This is a genomic window from Streptomyces acidiscabies (assembly GCF_020010905.1).
GTDB lineage: Bacteria > Actinomycetota > Actinomycetes > Streptomycetales > Streptomycetaceae > Streptomyces > Streptomyces acidiscabies.
This window is the reverse complement of the sequence record NZ_JAGJBY010000002.1, coordinates 2,317,404-2,342,371: the sequence shown is the minus strand read 5'-3', so window position 1 is coordinate 2,342,371 and position 24,968 is coordinate 2,317,404. Positions and strand designations below refer to the sequence as shown.

The following is a 24,968-nucleotide window of genomic DNA, read 5'->3' as shown; positions in this document are numbered from 1 at the left end:
ACGCTGCTCCCGCGCGGGTGGACAGGGATGGGGGCAACTCCGGTGAAGCGCACATCACGCGACATCCGCACCGCGAACCGTTACGAGGTGCTGCGCCAGATCATCGCCCGCTCGCCCACCTCCCGGCAGGAGCTCGCCGCCGAGACCGGCCTGAGCCTCGCCACGGTCGCGACCCTCGTCGGGGAGCTGCTCGACCTCGGGATGATCACGGAGGTCGGTTTCGAGGACTCGGCGGGCGGCCGGCCGCGCGGCCTGGTCGCCGTGAACGCCCGGGGCGGCGCGCTGATCGGCGTGGACATCGCGGAGACGTACGTCCATGTCGAGCTGTACGACCTCGGCCTGAACGTCCTCGCGCGGGCGCAGGAGCGGATGCGCCCGGGACAGAGCCGCCCCGAGCAGGTCGTCGCGCACATCGCGGCGGCCACCGGCTCGGTCGTCGCCCAGGCCGGGGTGGACGCGGCGCGGGTGCTCGGCGTCGGGGTGAGCATGCCGGGCCAGGTGGACCGGGCGACCGGCGTCTCCGAGTACGCGCCCAACTGGGACTGGCACGACGTGCCGTTGCTCGACCTGCTCGCCGAACACATCGCGTATCCCCTGTACTTGGACAACCCGCTGCGCGCCTGCGCGGTCGCCGAGCTGTGGTTCGGGGCGGCGCGCGGGCACGGCGACGCGGTCGTGGTGATCCTCGGGACGGGCGTCGGCGCCGGGCTGATCCTGGGCGGGGCGGTGCACCGGGGGGTCAGCTCCAGCGCCGGGGAGTGGGGGCACTCGACGCTGGTGCTGGACGGCCGGCTCTGTCACTGCGGCAACCACGGCTGCGTCGAGACGTACGTCGGCGCGCCCGGAATCATGCAGAACATCAGGGAGTTGAGCCCGCGCAGCCCGCTGCTGCACCCCGAGGACCAGTCGGCCACGCTGGACGCGCTGGCCGCCGGGCTCGCCGAGCAGGACCCGATCGCCGTCAAGGTGGTCCAGGATCTGGCCCGTTATCTCGGCGCGGCCATCGCGGACCTGGTGAACGTCCTCAACCCCGAGGTCGTCGTACTCGGCAGCTGGGTCGCCCTGCGGCTCGGCGAACCCCTGGTGCGCGAGGTCCGCGAGGCCGTCGCCCGGCACGCGCTGAAGCGGCCGATGGCCGCCACCGAGATCGTCCTGTCCCCGATCCTCACCGACTCGGTCTGCCTCGGCGCGGCGACGCTCGCCCTGGAGGGGGCGTTGCAGTCCAGCAAACGCACGGCCACGGCGAGGACCCGTACCGCACCGCCTTCCTGACGGGCGGGGCTCAAGCTCCCTGCACCGCCGCCCTGTTCGCGTGGCCGAACAGTCACAACGCTTCGAACAGGCTTTGTTCAACCCCTTGCCGAAGCCTTAGCCGAAGGTTAACGTCCCGCTCCGCAGCGCTTTCGAGCCACCGTGCCGGAGCTGTTGTGCAGCAGCCGCACTCAAGACAAGGACGTCAAGCATGTCGGCATCGAGCATGAGCAACTGGAATCGTCGATCCGTCCTGCGGGCCACGATGGGCCTGGCCGCCGCCGGCGGACTGGCCGCGTGCGGCGGCAACACGGGCCGCAGCGGCGGCTCCGGTTCGGGCAAGAACCTCGTGCAGTACTTCCACGCGTACGGCGAGGACGGCGTCGAGGCGGCCGTGAAGAAGTACGCGAAGGCGTACAAGGGCGCGAACGTCTCCACGCAGTGGATCACCGGCTCCAACTTCGAGCAGAAACTGTTTGCCGCGCTGCTCACCGACAACGCGCCCGACGTGTTCGAGTTCCACCCGCAGATCCAGCTCGTCAAGAGCGGTCAGGTGGCCGACCTGACCGACATCATGGCGCCGGTCAAGAGCGACTTCAACCAGGCCGACATCACCTCGCACACGGTCGACGGCAAGATCTACGGCGTCCGCATGATCGACGACCCGCAGTTCTTCTTCTACCGGCCGTCGCTGTTCGAGAAGGCGAAGATCCAGGTCCCGACGACGCTCGACGAGCTGATAGAGGCAGCGAAGGCGCTGACCACGAGCAAGGTCAAGGGTGCCTACCTGGGCAATGACCTCACCCCGATCCAGTCCCCGCTGATCTGGTCGGCGGGCGCCGACACCCTGACCGCTGACAACAAGCCCGCGTTCAACACGGACGCGGTCGCGGCGGGCTTCAAGCAGATGCGTGGCCTGTTCACGAGCGGCGACCTGCTGCTGGGCGCCCCGACCGACTGGTGGGACCCCTCGGCGTTCACGCAGGGCCTGACGGCGATGCAGTGGTGCGGCATGTGGGCGATGCCGGTCATGCAGAAGGCACTCGGCGACGACATCGGCATCTTCCCGTTCCCGAAGGTCGGCGCGGCCGGCAAGCAGTCGGTCGTCAACGGCGGCTGGTCGATGTTCGTCAACGCCAAGGGCAAGAACGTCGAAGCGGCCAAGGAGTACGTGAAGTGGCTGTGGATCGAGCAGAAGCAGTACCAGGAGGACTTCGCGACCTCCTACGGCTTCCACATCCCGCCGCGCACCTCGCTCGCGCAGAGCGCGACCAAGCTCAAGTCCGGTCTGCCGGCCGAGGGCGTCAAACTCTTCAACGAGTTCGGGCACTTCGACAACATCGGCTGGACGCAGGCGATGATCTCCGCGATCAACGACGTGACCGCCAACGCCATCCGTAAGGGCGACGACCCGAAGGCCCAGCTCGCCGCGGCCGAGAAGAAGGTCGACGCCGAGCTCAAGAAGCTTTTCGGATAGGCCGCGGAGAGAACACGACATGTCGACCACCACCACGCGGAAGGCTGATTCCTCCGCCCCGGTCCCGGCCCCCTCGGGCCGGCGGCCGAGGCGGGGGTTCGCCGCCTCCCCCACCGCGAACTTCTGGCTCTTCACCGGTCCGTTCCTGATCGGCCTGGTGATCTTCGTCTTCGTGCCGATCGGCTGGAGCATCTGGCTCAGCTTCTTCGAGGCACGCTTCACCGTCACGCCGAGCGACTTCGTCGGCTTCGACAACTACAAGCAGATCCTCACGGACGTCGACTTCCGCAACTCGCTGGTCACGTTCACCGTCTTCGCCGCGTTCATCGTGCCGCTCACCTGGGCGGTCTCGCTGGGACTCGCGCTGCTGGTGAACCGGATCAGCATCGCGCGGGCGTTCTTCCGGTCGGCGTTCTTCCTGCCGACCGCCGTCAGCTACGTCGCCGCCTCGCTGATCTGGAAGATGTCCCTCTTCAACGGCGTACGCTTCGGCCTCGCCAACACGGTCATCGGCTGGTTCGGGATCGACAACATCGCCTGGCTCGCCAGCCCCGACCCGCCGTGGTACTGGCTGGTCATCGTCACCGTACGGCTGTGGCTGCAATCCGGTTTCTACATGATTCTGTTCATCGCGGCGCTCCAGAACATCCCCAAGGAGCTGTACGAGGCCGCGTCCATCGACGGCGCGAAGCCGGGGTGGCAGACGTTCCGTTACATCACGTTGCCGCAGCTGAGGGCCACCTCGACGGCGGTGATCCTGCTGCTGCTGATCGCGGCGTACCAGGCGTTCGACGAGTTCTTCAACCTGCTGTCCAAGGCCACCTGGGGTCAGCCGCCGCTGGTCGAGCTGTACAAGATGGCGCTGGGTGAGAACCAGAACTACGGCGTCGGCAGCGCGGGCGCGGTCGTACTGACCATGCTGATCTGCGTCGTCACGCTGGTGCAGGGCAAGATCATGGGCTTCGGAAGGGGGGAGGAGTCGAAGTGAGCAGTCGTAAGCGTGGCTCTGTCCTCGGCAACACCGGACTGTACGTAGCAACCGGTATCGCGGCGTTTCTCTTTCTGATCCCCTTCTATCTGATCGTCCGCAACGCGCTGATGACGGACCAGGAGATCACCGGCGAGAACTGGAAGTGGTTCCCGACCAGCATCCAGTGGAGCAACATCAGCGAGCTGTTCGACGACCCGACGGTCGATTTCGCGCGCTCGCTGTGGAACTCGACGGTCGTCGCGGTCCTGTCGACGTCCGGCATCCTGCTGGTGTGCTCGCTGGCCGGGTACGGTCTCGCGCGGATCCCGTACAAGCACGCGAACAAGGTCTTCTACGTCGTCCTCGCGACGCTGATGGTTCCGACAGCCGTCACCTTCGTGCCCAGTTTCGTCCTGGTGTCGTCCCTCGGCTGGGTGGACTCTTACCGAGGTCTCATCGTTCCGGGGCTGTTCAGCGGTTTCACGTGTTTCCTGTTCCGGCAGTACTTCCTGGGGTTCCCCAAGGAGCTGGAGGAGGCGGCGCGGGTGGACGGGCTCGGCTACTGGGGCGCGTACTGGCGTGTCGTGGTGCCGAACTCGCTGAACTTCTTCGCCGCCATGGCGACCATCACGTTCATCAACGGCTGGAACTCCTTCCTCTGGCCCCTGGTCATCGGGCAGGATCCCAGTTCGTGGACGGTGCAGGTCGCGCTGTCCTCGTACATGACCAACCAGACCGTGAACTACCACCTGATCTTCATGGCCACCGCCGTGTCGATCCTGCCGCTGGTGTTCGTCTTCCTCTTCCTCCAGCGCTGGCTGGTGCAGGGGATCGCACAGACGGGCATCAAGGGCTGAACCATCGCTGAAGAGCTGGAGACCGATGTCTTTCCGCACCACCTCCACGGATGTCGCCTACGTCGAGGACGTCTCGCCGGGCCACGGGGCGCTCCCGCCCCGCGCCTGGTACGCGGCCTCGGACGCGGCCACGCTGTCGCTGAACGGCCGCTGGCGCTTCAGGCTGTCGGAGACGGCCGGCGCCGAGGACGACGCGTTCGCGGCGCCCGGATACGACGCCGGGGGGTGGGCGGAGGTCTCGGTCCCGGGGCACTGGGTGCTCCAGGGCCACGGCGCCCCCATTTACACAAACGTTCTCTATCCGTTCCCGGTGGACCCGCCGCACGTCCCGACCGAGAACCCGACCGGTGACCACCTGCGCGTCTTCGACCTCCCCGGCGACTGGCCGGCGGGCGGGGACGCGGTGCTGCGTTTCGACGGCGTGGAGTCCTGCGCCCGGGTCTGGCTGAACGGCACGGAACTCGGCGAGTTCAAGGGGTCGCGCCTGGCCCACGAGTTCGCGGTGGGCGGGCTGCTGCGGCCGGAAGGCAACGTTGTCGCGGTCCGCGTCCACCAGTGGTCGGCGGGCTCCTATCTGGAGGACCAGGACCAGTGGTGGCTTCCCGGGATCTTCCGTGACGTCACCCTGCTGCACCGCCCTGAGGGCGCGGTCCAGGACTTTTCTGTAACCGCTTCCTACGACCACGTCACGGGCACCGGCACTCTGCGCGTCGACTCGGACGTACCCGGCCGTGTGACGGTCCCGGAGCTGGATCTCGACATCGAGACCGGTTCCCAGGTGTCTCTTCCGGTGGAGCCGTGGACCGCCGAGACGCCCCGGCTGTACGACGCCGTCCTCGCCACCTCCGGCGAGCGCGTCCCGCTGCGGATCGGGTTCAGGACCGTCGTACTCGAAGACGGTCTGATCAAGGTCAACGGGACGCCGATCCTCTTCAAGGGCGTCAACCGCCACGAGTGGCACCCGGAGACGGGCCGCTCGCTCGACCTGGAGACGATGCGCGAGGACGTGCTGCTGATGAAGCGGCACAACATCAACTCCGTGCGTACGTCCCACTACCCGCCGCACCCGGCGTTCCTGGACCTGTGCGACGAGTACGGCCTCTGGGTGATCGACGAGTGCGACTTGGAGACGCACGGCTTCGGCGAGCAGAAGTGGCGGGACAACCCGGTCGACGACGACCGCTGGACCCCGGCGCTCCTGGACCGTGCCGAGCGCATGGTCGAGCGCGACAAGAACCACCCCTCGATCGTGTTCTGGTCGCTGGGCAACGAGGCCGGCACCGGGCGCGGGTTGACCGCGATGGCCGAGTGGATCCACGGCCGGGACTCCTCGCGGCTCGTGCACTACGAGGGCGACTGGTCCTCGCGCGACACGGACGTCTACTCGCGGATGTACGCGTTCCACGGGGAGACCGAGGAGATCGGCAAGAACCTCGACGGGGGCGCCGGTAAACGGCGTCAACTCCCCTTCATCCAGTGCGAGTACGCGCACGCGATGGGCAACGGCCCGGGTGGACTCGTCGACTACCAGCGGCTGTTCGAGAAGTACGACCGCCTGCAAGGGGGGTTCGTCTGGGAGTGGATCGACCACGGCATCGTGCACGAGGAGTTCGGGTACGCGTACGGCGGTGACTTCGGCGAGGAGCTGCACGACGGGAACTTCGTCTGCGACGGGCTAGTCTTCCCCGACCGCACCCCCTCCCCCGGGCTCCTTGAGTTCAAGAAGGTCATCGAGCCGGTCTCGGTCGTGCCTTGTGGCGAGGGTGTCCGGATCGCCAACAAGCAGGATTTCGCGGACCTTTCGGCGCTGGAGTTCACCTGGGCGTTCCAGGTGGACGGCGAGGAGGTCGCGTCGGGTGCGCTGGAGGTGCCCGCGCTCGCGGCCGGTGCGTCGGCGGACGTGAAGCTGCCGCCGGTGCCGGTCGAGGCGCCCGAGGGTGCGGAGACGGCGTGGACGGTACGGGCCGTGCTGGCCGCCGACACGCTGTGGGGTGCGCGGGGTCATGTCGTCGCTTGGGGTCAAGTGCCGGTCGCGGCGCGGGCGTTGCCGGGTCTGGGTGCGTCGGTCGCGCCGGTCGTCGGCGAGGGCGGGATCACGCTCGGCCCGGCTGTCTTCAACTCCCGTACGGGTGAGCTGACTTCGATCGGGGCGGTGCCGGTGACGGGCGGGCTGCGGCTCGACGTGTGGCGGGCGACGACCGACAACGACAACGGGACCGAGTGGTTCTCCGGGACCAACTACAGCGAGCTGTGGCGCAAGGCCGGTCTGCACCGGATGCGGCACCGGATCGACGCGGTGGAGGTCGAGGGGGACGCGCTGACCGTGCGGACCCGGGTCGCGCCGGCCGCCGCCGACATCGGTATCGCAACCGTTTACCGCTGGACGTCCGACGGCTCGCGCCTGAAGCTCACGGTGTCCGTGACCCCCGAGGGGCGCTGGACCATTCCCTTGCCGCGCCTCGGTGTCCGGTTCGGGCTGCCCGGTACGACGGACGCGGTGAGCTGGTTCGGCGGCGGGCCGCTGGAGGCGTACCCGGACAGCCGGGAGGCGTCGGCGGTCGGGCGGTACGAGTCGACGGTGGACGCGCTCCAGACGCCGTACGTGTACCCGCAGGAAAACGGCTCGCGAGCCGATGTCCGCAGGGCTACGCTGGGCGGGCTCCAGGTCGAAGGTGACCCGGAGTTCTGGTTCACGGCACGCCGTTGGACCACCGAGGAGCTGGACGCCGCGCGCCACCGTACCGACCTGGTGCCGGGCGAGACCGTGTGGGTGCACCTGGACCACGCGGTGCACGGGGTGGGGACGCAGGCGTGCGGTCCCGGTCCGCTCCCGTCGTACGTACTGGAGGCCGCGCCCGCGGAGTTCTCGTTCGTGTTCACCGAGAGTTTCTAGGGCCCTCCGCAGCTTTCTGTAGCTTTTCTACGGTTTTTCTGCGGTTTTCTGAATCCGACCGAGGCCGGTCCGGCATCCTCCGGGCCGGCCTCGGCTGTGCCACCCCCCGCGCTTTCCCCTCGTATCCGTCCCTGTTGTATGGAGGCTCATCGAGTGAGTGGCAGCATCGAAGTGCGCGGGCTGTCCCGCGCCTTCCACACCACCGTCCGCCGGCCCGGTTTCGCGGGTGCCCTGCGCTCGCTGGTCGACCCCGAGCGGGTCGTCAAGCACGCCGTGTCCGACATCAGCTTCGACGTCGCCGAGGGTGAACTCCTCGCCCTGCTGGGCCCGAACGGCGCGGGCAAGTCCACGACCATCAAGATGCTCACCGGCATCCTCACCCCGACCTCGGGCGAGGCGAAGGTCGCGGGCGTCGTCCCGTACCGGGAGCGCGAGCGCAACGCCCGTAACATCGGCGCGGTGTTCGGGCAGCGCACCCAGCTCTGGTGGGACCTGCCGGTGCGCGAGTCGTTCACGATCCTGCGGGACATCTACGAGGTACCCAAGGCCGAACACGCGGCCCGGCTCAAGGAGTTCGACGAACTGCTCGACCTGTCGTCCTTCTGGAGCACGCGAGTTCGCCATCTCTCCCTCGGCCAGCGGGTGCGCTGCGATCTCGCGGCGGCGCTGCTGCACGACCCGGCCGTGGTGTTCCTCGACGAGCCGACGATCGGCATGGACGTCGTGGTGAAGGAGCAGGTACGGGAGTTCCTGCGCCACCAGGTCGAACAGCGGGGCCGTACCGTCCTGTTGACGACCCACGACATGACGGAGGTCGAACGCCTCGCGGAACGTGTGGTGTTGATCAACCACGGCCGTCTGGTGCTGGACGGGCCGCTGGAGGACATCCGGCGCAAGTTCGGCTCGACCTGGCAGGTGCGGGCCACGCTCGCCGACCCGCACACCGAGGTCACGCCGATGCGCGGGATAGCCGTCGTGGGGAGGGAGGGTCCGCAGGTCGTGTTCGGGCCCGACGGCCCGGACGCGCCGACCGTCCACCAGGCCCTCAAGGCGGTCATCGAGCGGTACGAGGTGACGGACGTCGCGCTCGACGAGGCCGACCTCGAAGACGTCATGCGCGCCGCGTACGTCCATACGGAGGACGGCCGATGAGCGGCGTGCCGTTCGCCTGGCGGGCCGCGCGGGTCACGCCGCTCGGCGAGCTGTACACGCCGCCCCGGATGACGGGGGCGCTGCTGCGGCTCACCGTACAGATCGTGCTGGTCGCCTCGTTGTGGCACGGGCTGTACACGCGGACCGGGACGACCGCCGGGCTCGACCGGGGGCAGGCGGTGACGTACGCCGTGCTGGCCGTACTCAGCTCCCGGATCCGGGAGTTGGACCAGTACTCGGGGCGGGACACCGTCCAGCAGCATGTGCACTTCGGGACGATCGTGTACTGGTGGATGCGGCCGATGCCGCCGCGCCGTTACTACGCGTTGCGGGCGCTGGGCGAGCAACTGTACGGGTTCGCCTGGGCGTTGTTCGGGTACGCGGTCTGTCTCGCGGCGGGTGTCGTCGATCCGCCCAAGTCGGCTGCCGTTGCCGGGGTGTTCGCGCTCAGTCTGCTGCTCGGGCAGTGGGTGCTGTACTACATCATGCTGGTCATCGACCAGTGGTGTTTCTGGGCGTTGCGCAACGGGGCCGCTCTGATGATCCTCGTGTTCGCGCAGAATCTGCTGTCCGGGGTGTACGCGCCGCTGTGGTTCTTCCCCGACTGGTTCGTCACGCTCAGCTCCTACCTGCCGTTCCAGGCGACGCTGAGTGTGCCGCTCTCCCTCTACATCGGGCGCATCCCGCTGTCCGACGCCGGCTTCCAACTCGCCGTCCAGGCGGGGTGGGTGGTCGTGCTGGCCCTGTTCACCCGGTTCCTGTGGTCGCGTGCCGCCCGCCGGGTCGTCGCGCAAGGAGGCTGATCCGGATGGGTTCCGTACTGAAGGCCACGCGGATCATGTGGCAGATCACTCGGCTCAACTTCCGTGCGCAGCTGGAGTATCGCGCCGAGTTCCTGCTGATGATCGCGATCGGCGCGGTGTGGCAGGTGTCGGTCATCGTGTTCGCGACCGTGCTGCTCACGCGGTTCAGCGGGATGGGCGGGTGGGACAGCCAGGACGTGCTGATGATCCCGGCGATCCGGATGCTGGCGCACGGGTTGTTCGTGCTGTTCCTCGGGCGGGTTCATGGGCTCGGGCGGTTCATTCAGGAAGGGAAGATCGACGCTTATCTACTGCGTCCGCTTCCCGTGTACCGGCAGGTGCAGTTGGAGTACTTTCCCACCAACGCGATCGGGGATCTGACGGTCGCGGTCGGGCTGATGGTGGGGGCGTTGAGCCGGAGTCAACTGGACTGGGATCTGGCGCGAGTCGGTTACCTGGTGGCGGCCGTGCTCGGCGGGATGCTGCTGGAGGCCTCGCTGTTCACGCTGATCGCCTGTGCGTCCTTGCGGTTTCCCGCCGCCGATTACTGGGGGCGGTGGCTGGAGGAGCTGCTGGGGACGTTCGGGAGTTATCCGCTGAACGTGTTGCCCAAGGCGGTTGGGGGGCTGCTCACTTATGGGTTGCCGCTCGCGTTCGTGGCGTATTTTCCGGCGGCCGTTCTGACGGGGCACGGGCATGGGACGGGTGTGCCGTATTGGGTGGCCGCCGCTTCGCCGTTGCTGGGGTTGCTCGCGTATCTGGGGACGCGGGTTCTGTGGCGGTGGAGTCTGCGGCACTACAGCGGGGTGAATGCCTGATCCGTGGTGGGTGGAGGGGCCGTTGCGGATGCGTTTTCCGTGGCGGCCCCTCGCCTGTCATGCGGCTTTGTCGGCCCTTCTGTAGGCCCTGAGGAACGCCGCCACTCCTCCTCGCAGCAGGTGCCGGGACTCCTCCTCGGGGAGCGGCAGTACGCCGTAGTGGGTACGGAGGGTGAGGGTCTGCGAGGTCAGGGCGACGAAGTGGGCCGCCGTCAGGGCCGCGTCGCCGTGAGCATTCAGGAGGCCCTCGTCGTGGAGATTCTGGAACGCCTCGGTGAGGGCCGCCGTGACCGGGATCGGGCCCGCCTCCTGCCAGGAGCGGAAGACCTCGGGCGGGACGTGGTCGGCCTCCGCGTGGATGTGGCGGACCAGGGCGAAGTGGTCGGCGTAGCGCGTCAGGAGGTCGGCGAAGCCTTCGGCCAACGCGATCAGGTCGCGTTCCAGGTTGTCGGGGTGGGGGGGTCTGTTGGGGGGCAACACGCTGTCGAGGCAGGCCAGTTGGGCGTCCTTCACCTCGGCCGACGTCCAAGTGACGACCGTGCGGAACAGTTCCGCCTTGCCGCCGGGGAAATGGTTGTAGAGCGTGCGGGTGGAGACGCCGGCGGCTGCGGCGACCGCGTCGATGGAGGCGCGGGTGTAGCCCTCGCGGCCGAAGAGGGTGCAGGCGGCGCCGGCCATCGCGGCCCATTTCTGGACCTTGCGGGGTGGGTGGTTCTTGAGGGCGGCGTCCCATCGGGCGTCGTTGGTGGTACCCACGCGGTCTCCTCGTGCGTCTGCCGGGGCGGTTCTTTGCAACGTACGTTGTGCTTTAGAAAACGTACGTTGTAGCTTACTGGATGTGAGCCCGCCTCGGCAGTCGAGCCGGGGCACGAACAGGGGGACACCCATGTCTGTTTCTGTTTCTGCGGTAACCGATTACACAACTCCCCTCCGCGTCGCCGTGATCGTCGGCAGCGTCCGCGAAGGCCGGCAGGGGCGTGCCGTCACGGACTGGTTCCTGGGCGTCGCCGCCACCTACGAGGGGCTGGAGCTGGACGTCGTCGATCTCGCGGACGTCCGGTTGCCGATGGTCATGCCGGGCTGGGGCGGCGGAGAGCTGGACGCCGACGTGCGTGCCGTACTCGGCGAGGTCGGACCTCGGCTCGCCGACGCCGACGCGTTCGTCGTCGTCACGCCCGAGTACAACCACAGCTTCCCGGCCTCGCTGAAGAACTTCGTCGACTGGCACGGGCCGCAGTGGCAGGCCAAGCCGGTCGGGTTCGTCTCGTACGGGGGCCTGGCCGGCGGCGTTCGCGCGGTCGAGCATCTGCGGCAGGTCTTCGCCGAGTTGCACGCTGTGAGTGTGCGGGACGCGGTGAGTCTGCACGGGCCGTGGTCGGGGCTCGGGGAGGACGGGGGGCCGCGTGACAGTGCGGTGTGCGAGGGGGCGGCGAAGGGGATGTTGGGGCAACTGTCGTGGTGGGGGCGGGCGTTGCGGGGTGCGCGGGCCGAACACCCTTACCAGGGCTGAGGGGTGGGGCTCGTGGGAGGTGGTGGGGGATCATGACCACCGGCATATCGTCGTCGCCGGTCTCCGATGCCGTCGCGCTGAACCGTACGCTCGGTGTCATCCTCGTCGGCTCGCTCATGGTCGTTCTCGACGGGACGATCGTCGTCGTCGCGCTGCCGAGTCTGTCGGGCGCGTTCGGCGCTTCGCTGGGGACGATCCAGTGGACGCTCACCGGGTACACGCTCGCGCTGGCCGCCGTGATCCCTACGGCGGCGTGGGTGATGGCGCGGCTGGGTGCCAAGCGGGCGTACCTGCTGGCGCTCGGTCTGTTCACGTTCGGTTCCGGGCTCGCCGCGTTCGCCTGGGACGCGGGGTCGTTGATCGCCTTCCGGGTCGTACAGGGCCTCGGGGGTGGGCTGTTGATGCCGGTCGGCATGGCGATGGCGCTGAAGCTGGCCGACCGGGAGCGGTTCGGGCGGACGATGGCGTTGATCGGGCTGCCGGTTCTCATCGGCCCTGTGTCCGGGCCGGTGTTGGGCGGGTGGCTGATCGACGCCGCGTCCTGGCACTGGATCTTCCTGGTCAATCTGCCGGTCGGGGCGCTGGCGCTGGGACTCGCCGTACGGCTGCTGCGCGCCGACGCGCCTCGGGGTGAGGTGCCTCAACTCGACGTGCAGGGGCTGGTGTTGCTGCCGCCGGGGCTGACTCTGCTGCTGTACGGGCTCGCTCGGGGCGGGGAGCGCGGGGAGTTCGCGTCGCCGGGGGTGCTGGGGTTCGTGGTCGTCGGCGCCGTACTCGTCGCGGCCTTCGCACGACACGCCCTGACGGTGCGTCACCCTCTGCTGGATCTGCGGCTGTTGGGAGACCGTACGTTCGCCCTCGGGATCGGGACGCTCGCCCTCTTCGCCTGCGGGTACTTCGGGTCGGCGTTGCTCGGGCCCATGTACTGGCAGCAGGTGCGGGGTTGGGGCGCCACCGGGACCGGGTTGCTGGGGGTGCCTGTCGGGCTGGCCATCGGGGGGACCATGCAGATCGCCGCGCGCCGGGTGGACAGGGTGTCGCCTCGGGCGGTGATCGTGTGCGGGGCGGTGCTGGCCTCAATAGGCATGGCGGGTACGGGAGTTCAGATGGGGATCGAGGGCGTGGCCGCCTGGCGGACCCTCGCGACATACATGCTGATGGGGGTGGGCGTCGGGATGGTGATCATGCCGACGATGACCGTCGCGAGCCGGGATCTGCCGAAGGAGCGGATGGGGGCGGCGAGTACGGCGCTGGCGATCAACCAGCAGGTGGCGGCTTCGGTGGGGACGGCGCTTCTGTCGGTGCTGTTGGGGGCGGCGGGGGTGAGTCCGTCGGGGTTCAGGACGGTGTTTCTGGTGGCGGCGGGGTTGCCTGCGCTGGCGGTGGTGCCGGCGCTGTGGTTGCCGGGGCGGCGGGGTGGGGCGGAAGGGGGGTGAGGTCAGGGGGAGTTGGTGGCGGTGTCGGGGTGTCCGGCGTTGGTGGAGTTGGGGTCGCTTGGTCGGAGGGTGTTGGTGTCGGCCGGTCGGAGGGCACCGGCGCCAGCCGGCCGGGGGGCGTTGGCATCGGCCGGTCGGAGGACACCGACGCTGGCCGGTCGGGGAGCGTTGGCGTCGGCCAGAGGGCGATGGCGTCGGTCGCTCGGAGAGGGTTGGCATCGGCCGGTCGGAGAGCACCGGCGCCGGTCGGCCGGGGAACGTTGGCGTCAACAGGTCGGAGAGCACCGGCGCTGGCCGGTCGGGGAGCGTTGGCGTCAGCCACTCGGGGAGCATGGACGTCGCTCGGAGAGAGCTGGCATCGGCCGGTCAGCCGGGGAACGTTGGCGTCGGCCGCTCGGAGAGCACCGGCGCCAGCCGGTCAGGGGGCGTTGGCGTCGGCCGGTCCGGGCGTTGCCGAAGTTGTCTGGCCGGGGTGCGTCTGCGCCTTGTCGCGGCCCGCCCGTCGTATCGGCGTGAACAGCGCCGCCCCGGCGATCAGCAGACAGCATCCGCCCGCCACCGCCGCCGCCCGTGTCGTCCCGTGGTGTTCCGCCGTCCACGTGAGGACGGCCGCGCCGATCGGGGCCACCGAGTACTGGAGCGTCCAGAACGCCGACGTCACTCTGCCCAGGAGGTGTTCGGGGGTCACCTCCTGGCGCAGGGACATCGAGCAGATGCCGCCGACGGCGACCGACGCGAGGAACGCGGCGGCCAGGACGGCGACTTGGGGCACCGAGTCCGCGCGGCCGAGCCCGACGACCGCGAGCCCGGACACCGCGACCGACGCCGTCCACACCGGCCCGAAGCCGAGGCGTCGGCGCAGGCGGGCGACGAGGAGCGACCCGGTCACCGTCCCGAGCGCGCCGACCCCCATCACGGCACCGACCGTCCCGTCGTTCTGCCCCAGATCGTGCTTGAGGTGGTAGATCAGCAGGTCGATGAGCCCGAGAGTGAGGAAGCTGAACAGAAACAGCAGGACGGTGATCGAGCGCAACACCGGGTGGCCGTAGAGAAAGGCGACGCCGGTCTTCAAGTCCCGCCAGATGCCGGGGTGTTGGACGTCCTCCCGGGGCAACTTCCTGATCCGTACGGCCATGAGGCACGCGGCGGAGACGCCGAAGCTGGCCGCGTCCACACCGACCGCAGCCGCCGGCCCCGTCCACGCGGCGACCGCGCCCGCGCCGAGCGGACCGAGCACGCCAGCCGCAGCGGCCGTCGCGTTGAGGCGGCCGTTGGCCTCCGTGAGGCGGGCCGTGCCGACGAGACCGCGGACGACGGTGACGTACCCGACCGCGAAGAACATGCCGATGGCCTCGCAGACCGGCAACACGGCGTACAGGAGCCAGACTTGAGGGCCCGCCAGCCACACCAGGGGGATCACGCCGTACAGGATCATCCGGGCGAGGTCGCAGGCGATGAGGAGCTTGCGACGGTCGACCCGGTCGACGATCGCGCCCGCGAAGACCGCCGAGAGGACGAGCGCGGCACCGCCCGCCGCCGTGAGCAGACCCATGCTCGCGATGGAGCCGGTGGCTTCGAGGACGAGGAGGGGGAGGGCGATCAGGGCGAAGGAGTCACCGAGGACGGAGAGGGTCTGGGCGAGCCAGAAGGCGCCGAAGTCGCGTTGTTTCCAGAGGGGTTGAGCGGGGTCCGGGGTGGGGTGCGTTCCGTCCATCGGGTCGACCCTACGGTGCGGCACGCGTGTTGTGGTCCATGGCGTTGTCGGGGGCCGGTGTCGCGTGGGCCGCTTGAGGTTCCCGGGTCCTCGGTATCGGTGACGGCAGCAGCCACAGCACCGAGAGCGCGCCCCCAACTCCCGCCACGATCAGCGTGGTTCGCAGTCCGACCGCGCTCGCGAGTGCGCCGCCCGCCAGTGCGCCGAGGGGGCGGACGCCGTAGTTGACGGTGCTGTAGGCACCGGAGACTCGCGCACGCATCCCGTCCGGAACGGCCGCCGCCTGGAGGGAGTTGAGGTTCACGTCGAAGAGCATGACGCCGAAGAAGGAGAGGAAGAGGGAGACTGAGAGGGTGGCCGCTCTCGCCCAGGGCGGACCGTCGGCTGCGGCGCCCAGGGCGAACGGGGCCTCGATTGCATCGTGGAGGGCGGCAAGTTCGACGACGGCGACCGCGATCCTCGTATTGAGACCGCCCGCTAGTTCGGGGCCTTCTCCTCCAGCCAGCGCAAGGGGAGTTCGACAGTACGGGTAAACACCTCACCGGCGAGAAGCTACACGGCCGAGCACCCTCCGGCATCCGGCGGAACCGTGAACCGAAACCCCGAGCAACCGCTTCCCACAACCTTTCCCTCCGGTCCGTACCCCGCGAGATGCCGCAGATGCCAGCTCGTGACGGAGGGGGTGGCGCCGACGTGCGGCCAGAGCTGTGAAGGGGTGGGCGAATAATTCGGCTTGCGGTGACTGAAGGGGATGCGTGCACCATGACCTGCATGGACTTCCCCTCCGGCCGACCCGCCCAGCCCGGTGAACACCCCTCGTGGGACGCCGCGCTCGCTCTCGTCAACCGTGATCTCGACGCCCTGTTGCCGGGGCGCGGGCCCTTGCGGTTGTGGGTGATGCCGCCCTGGGACGAGGAGATGGGAGTGCCGGTGTACGTGGCGCTGCCGGACGGAACCTGGCACGGGAACCAACTGCCCCCTCGCGCAGGGGTGGTCGATGTCGCCGACGCCGCCCAGGAAACCGTCGTCGAGCGGTTGTGGGAGGTGTGGCCGGTGTGTAACGAGCACCAACTCGGGCTGCACGCACGGGAAGAGGAGGGACGCGCCGCGTGGTGGTGCAACGGCGACGGCGGTCATGTGCGGTGCGGCGTAGGGGAGTTGCCCCTCCCCCGGCTGCCTCGCCGAGAACGGTGTAAGCGGCGCAAAGAGCGGAAACGCGGCGAGTTGCAGTAACTGCTTGCTCACAGTTTTCCGGCGTTTCACCCATCGCCCTTGCGCGTCACACCGGTCGCCTCCAACCTGAGCATTGTTCAAGTCTCTTTACGCTTCGCTTCCCCTTCCTTTCCGTCTTCTTTTCGTCGACCGGAGACTCCCCCACCATGAGACGCCTCATCGGCACCCTCGCGGCGACCGTGCTCGGCTTCGCCGGGCTCACCGTCGCCTCGGCCGCACCCGCGCAGGCCGCGCCCTCGGGGACGTTCAACGTCCTGACGTACAACGTCGCGGGCCTGCCGGAGCCCCTGAGTTCGAGCAAGCCGGCCACCAACACGCCGTTGATCTCGCCCCGGTTGGGCGCGTACGACATCGTGAATGTCCAGGAGGACTTCAACTACCACGCGGCGCTGTACCAGAACGACGACCACGCGTACCGCACGCCCACCAGCGGCGGCGTACCGTTCGGCGACGGCCTCAACACCCTCTCCGACGTCCCCTTCGAGGACTTCGAGCGGGTCCGGTGGAACCAGTGCACCGGCACCAACTGCCTGACCCCGAAGGGCTTTTCGCTGGCCCGGGTGCGCCTCGCGGAGGGCGCCTTCGTGGACCTGTACAACGTCCACACCAACGCGGACGACTCCGAGGACGCGCTCGCCGCACGGCGCGCGAACATCACGCAGCTCTCCGACTTCATCAAGGCGAACTCCGCGGGCAACGCGGTGATCGTGATGGGCGACACGAACACGCGCTACACCCGCAGCGGCGACAACATCCGGACGCTGACCTCGGCGAACGGCCTCACCGACGCGTGGGTGCAGCTCGTCAGGGGCGGGACGGCGCCGACTCAGGGCGCGGACGCGATCGTGTGTCCGACGAGCGCGCCGCCGAACACCTGCGAGGTCGTCGACAAGGTCCTGTACCGGGGCAGCCCGCTGGTGAACCTTTCAGCAACCCGTTACAGCAACGACTGGGCGAAGTTCCTGGACTCGGCGGGCGGCAACCTCTCCGACCACTTCCCGCACGCGGTCGACTTCTCCTACACCCTCAACTCCTCGTTGCGCGCGAGTGACTTCGCCGGTGGCCCGCACGGCACGGCCTTCAACGACGCGGACGACCTGCCGTCGGCGCCCGCGCCCCGCACGCTCACCCTGCGCGGCGCCTCCCGCCTCGACGCGGTCTCCCTGAGCCTCTCCGACGGCACCGCCCTCACGCACGGCGGCACCGGCGGCACGGCCACGTCCCTCACGCTCGCGAGCGGCGAGCACCTGACCTCCGTCAAGCTGACGCAGGGCCAGAAGGACGGCCGTACGCGGATCTTCTCGGCATCCTTCGGTACGGACAAGGGGCGTTCGCTGTCCGCCGGTACAGCGACGTCGGACGCGAGGACGTTCACGGCGCCGGCCGGTTGGCAGATCGTCGGGTTCACGGGGCGCTCCGGGGACGAGGTCGACAAGCTGGGCGTGCTGTACGCGCCGATCGGCTGAGCAGCGCCGTACGCCTGTGTTGCAGCAACCGTTTTCCGGAGCGTTGCTGCAACCGCTTGCCCGGCGTTGCCGTAACCCGCCCCGCGCCGCCTGCCTAAGTGTCCTAGGATCCCGCCTAGGACACGGACGGAGGCGCCCCATGGCACGCGCGGGAATCACGGTGGACCGGCTCGTCGGGGCCGCCGCCGAGCTCGCCGACGAGGTGGGGTTCGAGAACGTCACCTTGTCCGCGCTGGCCCGGCGGTTCGGCGTGAAGGACGCGAGCCTCTACTCGCACGTCAAGAATCTCCAGGAGCTGCGGACCCGCCTCGCGTTCCTGGCCGGCGCCGAGATGATCGACCTCATCTCGGCGGCGGTCGCGGGGCGGGCCGGCAAGGACGCGCTGGTCGCGTTCGCGGGCGCGTACCGGGAGTACGCCCTGCGCCACCCCGGCCGGTACGCGGCCACGCAGATCCGTATCGACCAGGACCTCGTCGCCCAGGCCCCCGCGCTGCGGCGCACCGCCGAGATCACGTACGGCATGCTGCGCGCGTACGGCCTCGACGAGCCCGACCTCACGGACGCCGTGCGGCTGCTGCGGAGCACGTTCCACGGGTACTGCGTGCTGGAGGCGGCCGGGGGGTTCGGGGCGTCGCGGGACGTACGGGAGTCGTGGGACCGGGCGGTGGAGGCGCTGCACTCGGCGCTGGTGAACTGGCCTCGGGGCGAGGGAACGCGGGGTGAGGGAACGCAGGCGTAGAAAGCGCAGTAACCGCCTTCTACGCCGTTTCCGCGTCAGCCCCGTTCGGCTCAGCCCTGGCGTTCGGCGGCACTCCGCTCCACACAGAACTCGTTGCCCTCCGGATCCCGGAGCATCGCCCACCCGGTCCCGTCCGGCTTCCGGTGGTCCTCCGCCAGCGTCGCCCCCAGTCCGAGCAGCCGCTCCACCTCCTCGTCCCGGGTCCGGTCCTGCGGCTGAAGGTCGAAGTGGACGCGGTTCTTGACGGACTTGCCCTCGGGGACGACGAGGAAGAGGAGCCCGGCGCCTTCGATGAGGGCCTCGGGGTCGCCGGGGCGGTCTTCCTTCTGAAGGGGGTGGCCGAGGACCTTCGACCAGAACGTGGCGAGGGCGTAGGCGTCGTGGGAGTCGATCGTGGTGTGCTTGATGAGTGAGGTCATGACAGAAATCTTTGTGCAACGCGACGGCGATCGCGAACCCCTTTTCGACGGCGGCTCCCTCCCCGCGCGCGGCTGAAGCCCTAACGCCGCAGCGCCGTCGCCACCGCCTCGCCGGTCTCGCGTGCCGTGAGGTACGGCCGGACGTCGTGCGCCTTCGCGCCGTTGTGCACGAGACGGTCGGTGACGCGAGGGCCGAAGACCGGGGCGAGTTCCTTGTTCAGGGCGACGGCGTCGCCCCGGTCGGCGATGTTGGTCCAGCGGGTGACGCAGGCGGGCCAGCGGGCGCGGTCCGTGTACGGGGGCGGGTCGAGGCGGTCGAGGACCAAGCCGTGCACGGCGAGGGGCGAGCCGAGGGTGATCAGGGTCAGGTCCGGCAACTCCGGGTGCGCGCACAGGGTTTCGTACGCGACGACCGAGCCGAGGGAGTGGGCGATCACCACCTCCGTCCGCTCGGTGAGCGTGTCGAGGAGACGGGCGCGGACCGCTGTGCGGACGTCCGGCTCCGTGAAGTAGCGGCGTACCTGACGGGCGTCCGAAATCAGCAGCCGGTCGGCGAGTCCGGCGAAGAACGCCGAGTGGCTCAGGGCGTCCAGGGCTCGCTGCACCCGGTGAGGCGTGCGACCTCTGGCCGCCAACTCCGGTCCCGGCACGGGTTGTTCGGCCTTCGCCGCCGCCTCCCACCAGGCGAGCAGGAGGTCTTCTTCCAAGCCCTCCTCGACGTCCGACGCGTCCCAGTCCGGGACACCCACGCCCCGGTGGCCCGGGAGGCGGAACAGATCGCCGTAGAAAGCCATTGCTACGTCTTTGCGGTCCAGCGCGCCGCCGTTCAAGGTGACGCCGTCGCTGAGCGCCGGGTACCAGTCGGTGAGCAGGCTCTCGGGGCCCTTGTGCTGCTGAGCTATGCCGTGGACGAGGACGACGCGGGTCATGGGGTCTCTCCGGGGTCGGCCGAGGCGAGTCCGAGTGCTACGGCTCCCATCTCGGTGGCGAGACAGACGTAACCGGTTTCTGCAACGGCGATGTCGTTGATACCGCTGCCGACGTCCAGTTCCGTCGTCCAGCCGGAGTCACGGGTGTTCCAGATCCGCAGGAGCCCGAAGCCGTCGCCGGCCACGAGGAGGGGGGTGCCGTGGACTTCGGCGCAGACGAGGGCTCGGACGGGGGACGGGAAGGGGGCGAGGTGGTGGCCTGCCGGTTCGCCGGTGAGGGGGTGCCAGAAGCGGAGGGTGCCGTCGCCTGCGCCGGAGACTAGGAGGTCGGTGGAGTCGAGGCGGAGGAAGTCGACGCTGTGTGCGCCCATGGCGTGGTCTGTCATCGGGTCTGCGGCGGGGGCGCCGGTGCGGAGGTCCCAGAGGCGGACGGTGCCGTCCAGGGAGGCGCTGGCGAGGAGGTGTTCGGCGCCGGGCGGGCCGCCTTGGAGGGCGGCGACGCGGGCGGTATGGCCGGTCATCGGTGGGCCGTACGGCACCTGGGTGTCCAACTCCCAGGCGTGCAAGGTGAAATCACCCGCCACGGAGACCACGAACGTCAGGCCGTCGAAGGTGTGCGGCAAGGCTCTCCACGTGGTGCCGAAGCGCCTGCTCAACCGCTCGAGTGGCTCCAGGGCCCAGACGTCGGCGCCCGACCAACTGCTCGTGACCACCACCGGCCGGCCTCTCGCCCTCGTGCTCGCCGCGGAGTAGAGCCCGGAGCCGGTGGAGGTGATGTGCAGCGAGATCTGTCGCCCGTCTTCAAGGGAGTGCAGCCGTACACCCCTGAAGTAGCTGCCGGTCACCAGAGCTGAACGGCCGCCAGAGACCTGGACGATGTCCGCCGAGACGAGACTCCGGTCGGCGCCGCTCAGCGGCTCGCCGGAAGGAAGCATGGTCGCCAGGTTCCACACGCGCACCTCCCGGTTGTCGGCGCTCACGGCGACCGGTGTGCCGTTGACCGTCCCGAGAGCCGGTGCGGGGGACTTCGCTGCCTCCGACACCCTGGTCGAGCATTCGAGCGGCGGACCCAGGGGACTCCCGGTAGCCAGGTCCCACACCCGCACGCTGTCGTCGGAGCCTATAGAGGCCACCAGAGTGCGATTCTGAACCTTGGCGAGACTCGCGCGCGAGACCCAGTCGGTGTGCCCGAGGAGCGGGGAACCCACGCGTTCCCGGGTCACGATGTTGTGGACGTGGACGCCGTTTCCCTCGTATGTCGACAGGACAACGGGACGGTCGTCGAGGAAAGTCACTCCGATCGCATCGGTGTTCAGAGAGAGCTTCTTGAGGTCGAAGTGAGCTTCTGGCAAGCCGACTTGCGGCTCAGTGACCCGCCAAAGGTAGGCGTGTCCGAGGGCAGTCGCGACGGCGATCTCCATGCCCTGGCCGACCGCGCGTACGGCCATGTACTGCACGCCGCCGATGTGTCCCGCCAGCGGGGGTGTCCGCAGGCGTCCGGTTGCGTGGTCCCAGACACGAACCGTGCCGTCCCCGCTTCCGCTCACGACGACCGGCGTGTCGCGCAGAACCCCCAGAGCGACGCATCGCACGGAGTTGGTATGTCCGGCCAGAGACTCCCCCACGGGACTGCCTGTCAACGGGTCCCAGATCCTGACCTGGGTGTCCTCTCCCCCGGTGAGCGCGACGAGGCGTCCGTCCACGCTGCCGAGAGCCACGGCCAGGACCCTCCCGAAGTGCCCTGTCATGGGTGGCCCGACCGGGACGTGCCCGCGCAGATCCCAGAGCCGGGCTGTGCCGTCCCCGCCTCCGGTGATCACCGCCGACATGTCACTCGTCTGATACAGAGCGACGCTGTGGACCTGACCGCTGTGCCCTTCCTCCGGCTGGTCGGCGGAAAGGTCCCAGATCCGGGCCGTACGGTCGCGGCCGACCGTGACCGCCAGCGAGGTGTCACCGCGAGAGGCCAACGCAGCAGCCTGGATGTGGTCCACGTGTCCACGGAGTGGCGGGCCGACCTGACGCAAGCCCGGGAGTTCCCACAACCTGGTCTCCTTGCGTCCGCAGGTGAGCGCGACCGGGCGCCCGTCGAAGCGTCCGAACACGGCGGATTGAACCCCACTGCGGCCGAAGTACCGGTGAGCGACGACGGGTTGGCCGATCTGACGCCGCTCTGCCAGATCCCACAGGCTCAGCAGCCCGCTGAGGTCTCCCACCAACAGGGTGGTACGGCCGTCGACTTCTCCCACACACAGCGCGGTGACCGACTCCGCAGGCCCGATCAAGGGGCTACCGAGAGAGCGAGCACTCTCCCCCTCCCCCAACCCACTCAAGTCCCACACCCGAATCGCCCGATCGTCCCCACCCGTGACAGCCACCAACCTCCCCTCGACAGTCGCGAGCGCAACTCCCCGCACAGTCCTGCGGTGGCCGAGCAGCGACTCCCCCAACTGCCGCCGCTCGACCAGGTCCCAGACCCTGGCCGTCCCATCGTTCCCAGCGCTGAGCGCCACCGGCAGATCCCCGAGCAGCCCAATACTGATCGCCTGAACGCTGTTGGTGTGCCCGATCAACGAACCCCCGTACGGCTGCCCCGCAGACAGATCCCACACCTGGATCGCCCCATCCACCCGCCCCACCAACGCGACGGTGTAATCCCCGAGTTCACCGATCGCCACCGCCCCCACCGCCACCCCCGCCCGCAACGGCTCCCCGATCTGCCGCTGCGTCGTGAGGTCCCACACCCGAACTGTCGCGTCCGGGCTGCCGGTTACGGCGATCGGCCGGTCGTCGAGATCCCCGACCGCCACACAGTCCACCCGATCCGCATGCCCGCTCAACAACCGATGCGTACCGCTCGCCGACCACCACGCCCACCGCGCGGTCCACGGCAGCGAAACCCCCAACCGGTCGATGCGCTCGGCGAGTTCGTTGGCCTCGCAGCGCCGCGCGGAGAGCTGGAGGTCGGCGGCGCGGTCGCCGAGCGGCCGGTCGGGGGTGAGGCGGTGGGCGACTTGTTCGTACGCCGTGCGGATCCGGCGCGGTGCGTCGCCGTCGACGGACGCCAACGCCCGTAGCAGGCCCAGGGGTTCGCAGGCCAGCAGGAACCCGGGGTCGGCGATGAGGTCGGAGAGGAGACCGGCCGCCGCCGCGTGGGTGGCGAGGTGCTGCCGTACGTAGGGCGGCGCGGCGAACCAGTCCCGGCCGCCGTCGGGGAGGGCGGGGACGACGTCGACGAGGGCCCGGTGGACGGCGGTCTGGACCTCGGAGGTGGTGCGCCCGGCGGCCCGGCGCAGGTGTTCCGCGAGGGCCTTGTGGTAGAGCCGGTACACCGAGCGCCGGTCGTCGTCGACGACTTCGGCGACGTACGCGCCGGCGACGTCCAGCAACCAGGTGATATCGCTTTCTGTGCATTCTCTGCCGGCGAGGGCGGTGGCGAGGGACGTCCAGATCCGGCCCCGGGGCAGGCCGGTGCCTTCGGAGAAGGCGAGTGGGAGGAGCATGCGGCGGACCCGGGGTTCGTCGGGGCCGAAGCGGGCGAGGTAGTCGTCGAACGCCTCGCCGATCTCGCTGGGCAGGTCGTCGGCCCAGCCGGGGCGGTGGACGTCGACGGGGGTGCGGTCGGAGCGCAGGGTGCGGGCCGTGGTCCGGGCGTAGAGGAACACCCCGGCGGCCTTGGCGGCGACGGCGACCGCGACCTCCCGGGCCAGTGCGGGCCGGTCCCGGTAGGGGCTGGGGACCTGCGGTTCCTCTTCGGCGAGGAGCATCTTGGTGACGTACCCGGCGACGTCCGTCCGCTCCGCCCGGTAGCCGGGGCGGTCGAGGTCGATGGGGTGGAAGGTGGCGCCGAGCGGGCCGACGAGTTCGGGGCGGGTGCCCACGAGGAGCCGTACGCCGGGTATCTCCGACAGCGGCCGGAGCAACTCCCGTGTGATGCGCCGGGGTTCGCCGTGGCCGCCCGCGTCGGCTGCGGTGTCGGAGCCGGCCTCGTCCACGGCGTCCACGACGATGACGGTCGGGGAACCGGCCCGCCCGCGCCGGGTGAGCTCCTGGAGGAGCGCGGCCGTGCCGTCGACGTCGATGCCGAGATGGACGGCGATGCGTTCCACGATCTCGTCGAGCCGCTTGTGCCGGGCGTGCACGGCGGCCGTCACGCAGCTCTCGGGTACGACGGTGGCGGGGTCGAGCGCGTCGAGGTCGAACCGGGCCCGGTACCCGGGGTCGGAGCGGGCGACGACCCGGCCGAGGACGGCGGACTTGCCGCAGCCCGGCGGTCCGGTGACGACGCGGCCCCTCCCGTCGCCCTCCGGGGCGCTGAGCCAGCGGGTCAGTTCGGTGAGGACGCGGGTCCTGCCGCTGAAGTACAGGCCGTGCTCGGACTCGAACTCGACTCCGCGCGAGCGGGGCCCGAAGTGGTCGACGAGGTCCAAGGTGGCGGCTCTGCGCTGGAGTTCGAGGTCGGTGCCGATGGGCGGGAGCGCCTCGCGGTAGTCGGCGTTGGGGAGGAACGGCGCGAGTCCGGTGACCAACCCGCTGGCGAGTTCGGCGCGTTGGCCGGTGCCGTCCGCCTCGAAGCGTTCGTTGACGGCCTTCACCAGTTCCGTCAGGTCGAGGAACTGCTGGCGCTGGCCGGTGCGTTCGGTGGTGACCCGTACGGCGGCGGGCAGCGCGGTGGCGAACCGGCCCTCCTCGGCGAGGTCCTTGCGGCGGGCCGAGGCCAGGAACCAGAGTCCGCCGGCCGTTCCGGAGCCGCCGCGCCGGTAGGCGATCGTCTGGAGGGCGAGGGCCGTCGCGTCGGCGCTGCCGGCGCCGCCCGCGCACGTGTCGAGGACGAGGAGGAGGTGGCTCAGGTCGCCCCGGCACAGGATGCGGACCAGGTCCTCGGTGGCGAGGGCCGTCGTCGCGGCGTCCTCGTCGTCCCGCGAGTCCCAGCACAGCAGGTAGTGCCGGTCCCGGTCCTGCACGAGGCCGTGTCCGGCGTAGTAGAAGACCACGACGTCGTCGGGGGTGAGCGCGATGTCGGCGGACCAGTGCCGGAGTTTCTGCCGGATCTGGTCCGCGCTCTCGTACTCGCCGAGTCCGGGCAGGACGTGCTGGTAGCCGAACCCGGCGAGGAGTTCGCGCACCGCGCGGATGTCGGAGGGCACGCTCCCGAGCTGCTCGTGCTCGGGGAGGTTCAGGTAGCGCTCGACGCCCAGGGCGATGAAGAAACGCCGACATTCGCGCACCGCCAACCTCCGGCCCCCATCAGCGATTTGGACCACTGTAGCGGAGTGATCACTCTGTGACGCCCGTACGGTC

At 69.6% G+C, this 24,968-nt stretch carries 19 protein-coding genes; 13 read left to right on the top strand and 6 right to left on the bottom strand.

Annotation, left to right across the window (positions count from 1 at the left end):
- Positions 1 to 42: 42 nt before the first annotated feature.
- The 8 genes from J8M50_RS37255 (at position 43) to J8M50_RS37220 (ending at position 10,221) form a co-directional block, all read left to right on the top strand.
- Entirely contained in the window at positions 43 to 1,272 is a 1,230-nt protein-coding gene (locus J8M50_RS37255) for an ROK family transcriptional regulator (protein WP_010351050.1), read from the top strand.
- Positions 1,273 to 1,462: 190 nt separating this feature from the next.
- Positions 1,463 to 2,728, top strand: coding sequence for an ABC transporter substrate-binding protein (locus J8M50_RS37250; protein WP_029183469.1), 1,266 nt, complete (start codon positions 1,463 to 1,465; stop codon positions 2,726 to 2,728).
- A gap of 19 nt (positions 2,729 to 2,747) precedes the next feature.
- Positions 2,748 to 3,716: a carbohydrate ABC transporter permease gene (locus J8M50_RS37245; RefSeq protein WP_010351046.1), complete on the top strand. Its 969-nt coding sequence runs from the start codon at positions 2,748 to 2,750 to the stop codon at positions 3,714 to 3,716.
- On the top strand, positions 3,713 to 4,555 hold the full coding sequence (locus J8M50_RS37240) for a carbohydrate ABC transporter permease (protein ID WP_010351045.1): 843 nt from the start codon (positions 3,713 to 3,715) through the stop codon (positions 4,553 to 4,555). Before J8M50_RS37245 ends, J8M50_RS37240 begins: the two co-directional genes overlap by 4 nt.
- Positions 4,556 to 4,580: 25 nt before the next feature.
- On the top strand, positions 4,581 to 7,448 hold the full coding sequence (locus J8M50_RS37235; RefSeq protein ID WP_010351044.1) for a glycoside hydrolase family 2 TIM barrel-domain containing protein: 2,868 nt from the start codon (positions 4,581 to 4,583) through the stop codon (positions 7,446 to 7,448).
- A gap of 153 nt (positions 7,449 to 7,601) precedes the next feature.
- Positions 7,602 to 8,600, top strand: a complete 999-nt coding sequence (locus tag J8M50_RS37230) for an ABC transporter ATP-binding protein (RefSeq protein ID WP_010351043.1) — start codon at positions 7,602 to 7,604, stop codon at positions 8,598 to 8,600.
- Positions 8,597 to 9,403, top strand: a complete 807-nt coding sequence (locus J8M50_RS37225) for an ABC transporter permease (protein WP_010351042.1) — start codon at positions 8,597 to 8,599, stop codon at positions 9,401 to 9,403. Before J8M50_RS37230 ends, J8M50_RS37225 begins: the two co-directional genes overlap by 4 nt.
- 5 nt (positions 9,404 to 9,408) lie before the next feature.
- On the top strand, positions 9,409 to 10,221 hold the full coding sequence (locus tag J8M50_RS37220; protein ID WP_010351041.1) for an ABC transporter permease: 813 nt from the start codon (positions 9,409 to 9,411) through the stop codon (positions 10,219 to 10,221).
- A gap of 57 nt (positions 10,222 to 10,278) precedes the next feature.
- Here J8M50_RS37220 and J8M50_RS37215 read toward each other — a convergent pair whose 3' ends face one another.
- Complete coding sequence (locus tag J8M50_RS37215) at positions 10,279 to 10,977, bottom strand: TetR/AcrR family transcriptional regulator (RefSeq protein ID WP_010351040.1); 699 nt, start codon at positions 10,975 to 10,977, stop codon at positions 10,279 to 10,281.
- A 130-nt stretch (positions 10,978 to 11,107) separates the two neighbouring features.
- Here J8M50_RS37215 and J8M50_RS37210 point away from each other — a divergent pair, with 130 nt between their 5' ends.
- Together J8M50_RS37210 and J8M50_RS37205 are read left to right on the top strand one after the other, a co-directional pair.
- Complete coding sequence (locus J8M50_RS37210) at positions 11,108 to 11,731, top strand: NADPH-dependent FMN reductase (RefSeq protein ID WP_050372017.1); 624 nt, start codon at positions 11,108 to 11,110, stop codon at positions 11,729 to 11,731.
- Positions 11,732 to 11,763: 32 nt separating this feature from the next.
- Positions 11,764 to 13,167: a DHA2 family efflux MFS transporter permease subunit gene (locus J8M50_RS37205; protein ID WP_010351037.1), complete on the top strand. Its 1,404-nt coding sequence runs from the start codon at positions 11,764 to 11,766 to the stop codon at positions 13,165 to 13,167.
- 418 nt (positions 13,168 to 13,585) lie between these two features.
- On the opposite strand, the gene J8M50_RS37200 is transcribed toward J8M50_RS37205, so the two are convergent.
- Both J8M50_RS37200 and J8M50_RS37195 read right to left on the bottom strand, forming a co-directional pair.
- Entirely contained in the window at positions 13,586 to 14,881 is a 1,296-nt protein-coding gene (locus J8M50_RS37200; protein WP_010351036.1) for an MFS transporter, read from the bottom strand.
- A 10-nt stretch (positions 14,882 to 14,891) separates the two neighbouring features.
- Positions 14,892 to 15,197, bottom strand: a complete 306-nt coding sequence (locus tag J8M50_RS37195; protein ID WP_010351035.1) for an MFS transporter — start codon at positions 15,195 to 15,197, stop codon at positions 14,892 to 14,894.
- Between the two features lie 455 nt (positions 15,198 to 15,652).
- On the opposite strand from J8M50_RS37195, the gene J8M50_RS37190 reads away from it, so the two are divergent.
- From J8M50_RS37190 to J8M50_RS37180, 3 genes are all read left to right on the top strand, one after another.
- On the top strand, positions 15,653 to 16,114 hold the full coding sequence (locus J8M50_RS37190) for a hypothetical protein (protein WP_029183467.1): 462 nt from the start codon (positions 15,653 to 15,655) through the stop codon (positions 16,112 to 16,114).
- Positions 16,115 to 16,260: 146 nt separating this feature from the next.
- Positions 16,261 to 17,580, top strand: a complete 1,320-nt coding sequence (locus J8M50_RS37185; RefSeq protein ID WP_010351032.1) for a jacalin-like lectin — start codon at positions 16,261 to 16,263, stop codon at positions 17,578 to 17,580.
- Positions 17,581 to 17,719: 139 nt separating this feature from the next.
- Complete coding sequence (locus tag J8M50_RS37180) at positions 17,720 to 18,319, top strand: TetR/AcrR family transcriptional regulator (protein ID WP_010351031.1); 600 nt, start codon at positions 17,720 to 17,722, stop codon at positions 18,317 to 18,319.
- A 50-nt stretch (positions 18,320 to 18,369) separates the two neighbouring features.
- Here the strand turns inward: J8M50_RS37180 and J8M50_RS37175 are convergent, their stop codons facing one another.
- The 3 genes from J8M50_RS37175 to J8M50_RS37165 form a co-directional block, all read right to left on the bottom strand.
- Positions 18,370 to 18,738 (bottom strand): VOC family protein, encoded by a 369-nt coding sequence (locus J8M50_RS37175; protein ID WP_010351030.1) that lies wholly within the window; start codon positions 18,736 to 18,738, stop codon positions 18,370 to 18,372.
- An 80-nt stretch (positions 18,739 to 18,818) separates the two neighbouring features.
- A complete protein-coding gene (locus tag J8M50_RS37170; protein ID WP_010351029.1) occupies positions 18,819 to 19,667 on the bottom strand; it encodes a hypothetical protein in 849 nt (282 codons plus the stop codon).
- Positions 19,664 to 24,895: a caspase family protein gene (locus J8M50_RS37165; protein ID WP_010351028.1), complete on the bottom strand. Its 5,232-nt coding sequence runs from the start codon at positions 24,893 to 24,895 to the stop codon at positions 19,664 to 19,666. The genes J8M50_RS37170 and J8M50_RS37165 overlap by 4 nt, the downstream gene beginning before the upstream one ends.
- Between the last annotated feature and the right edge of the window lie 73 nt (positions 24,896 to 24,968).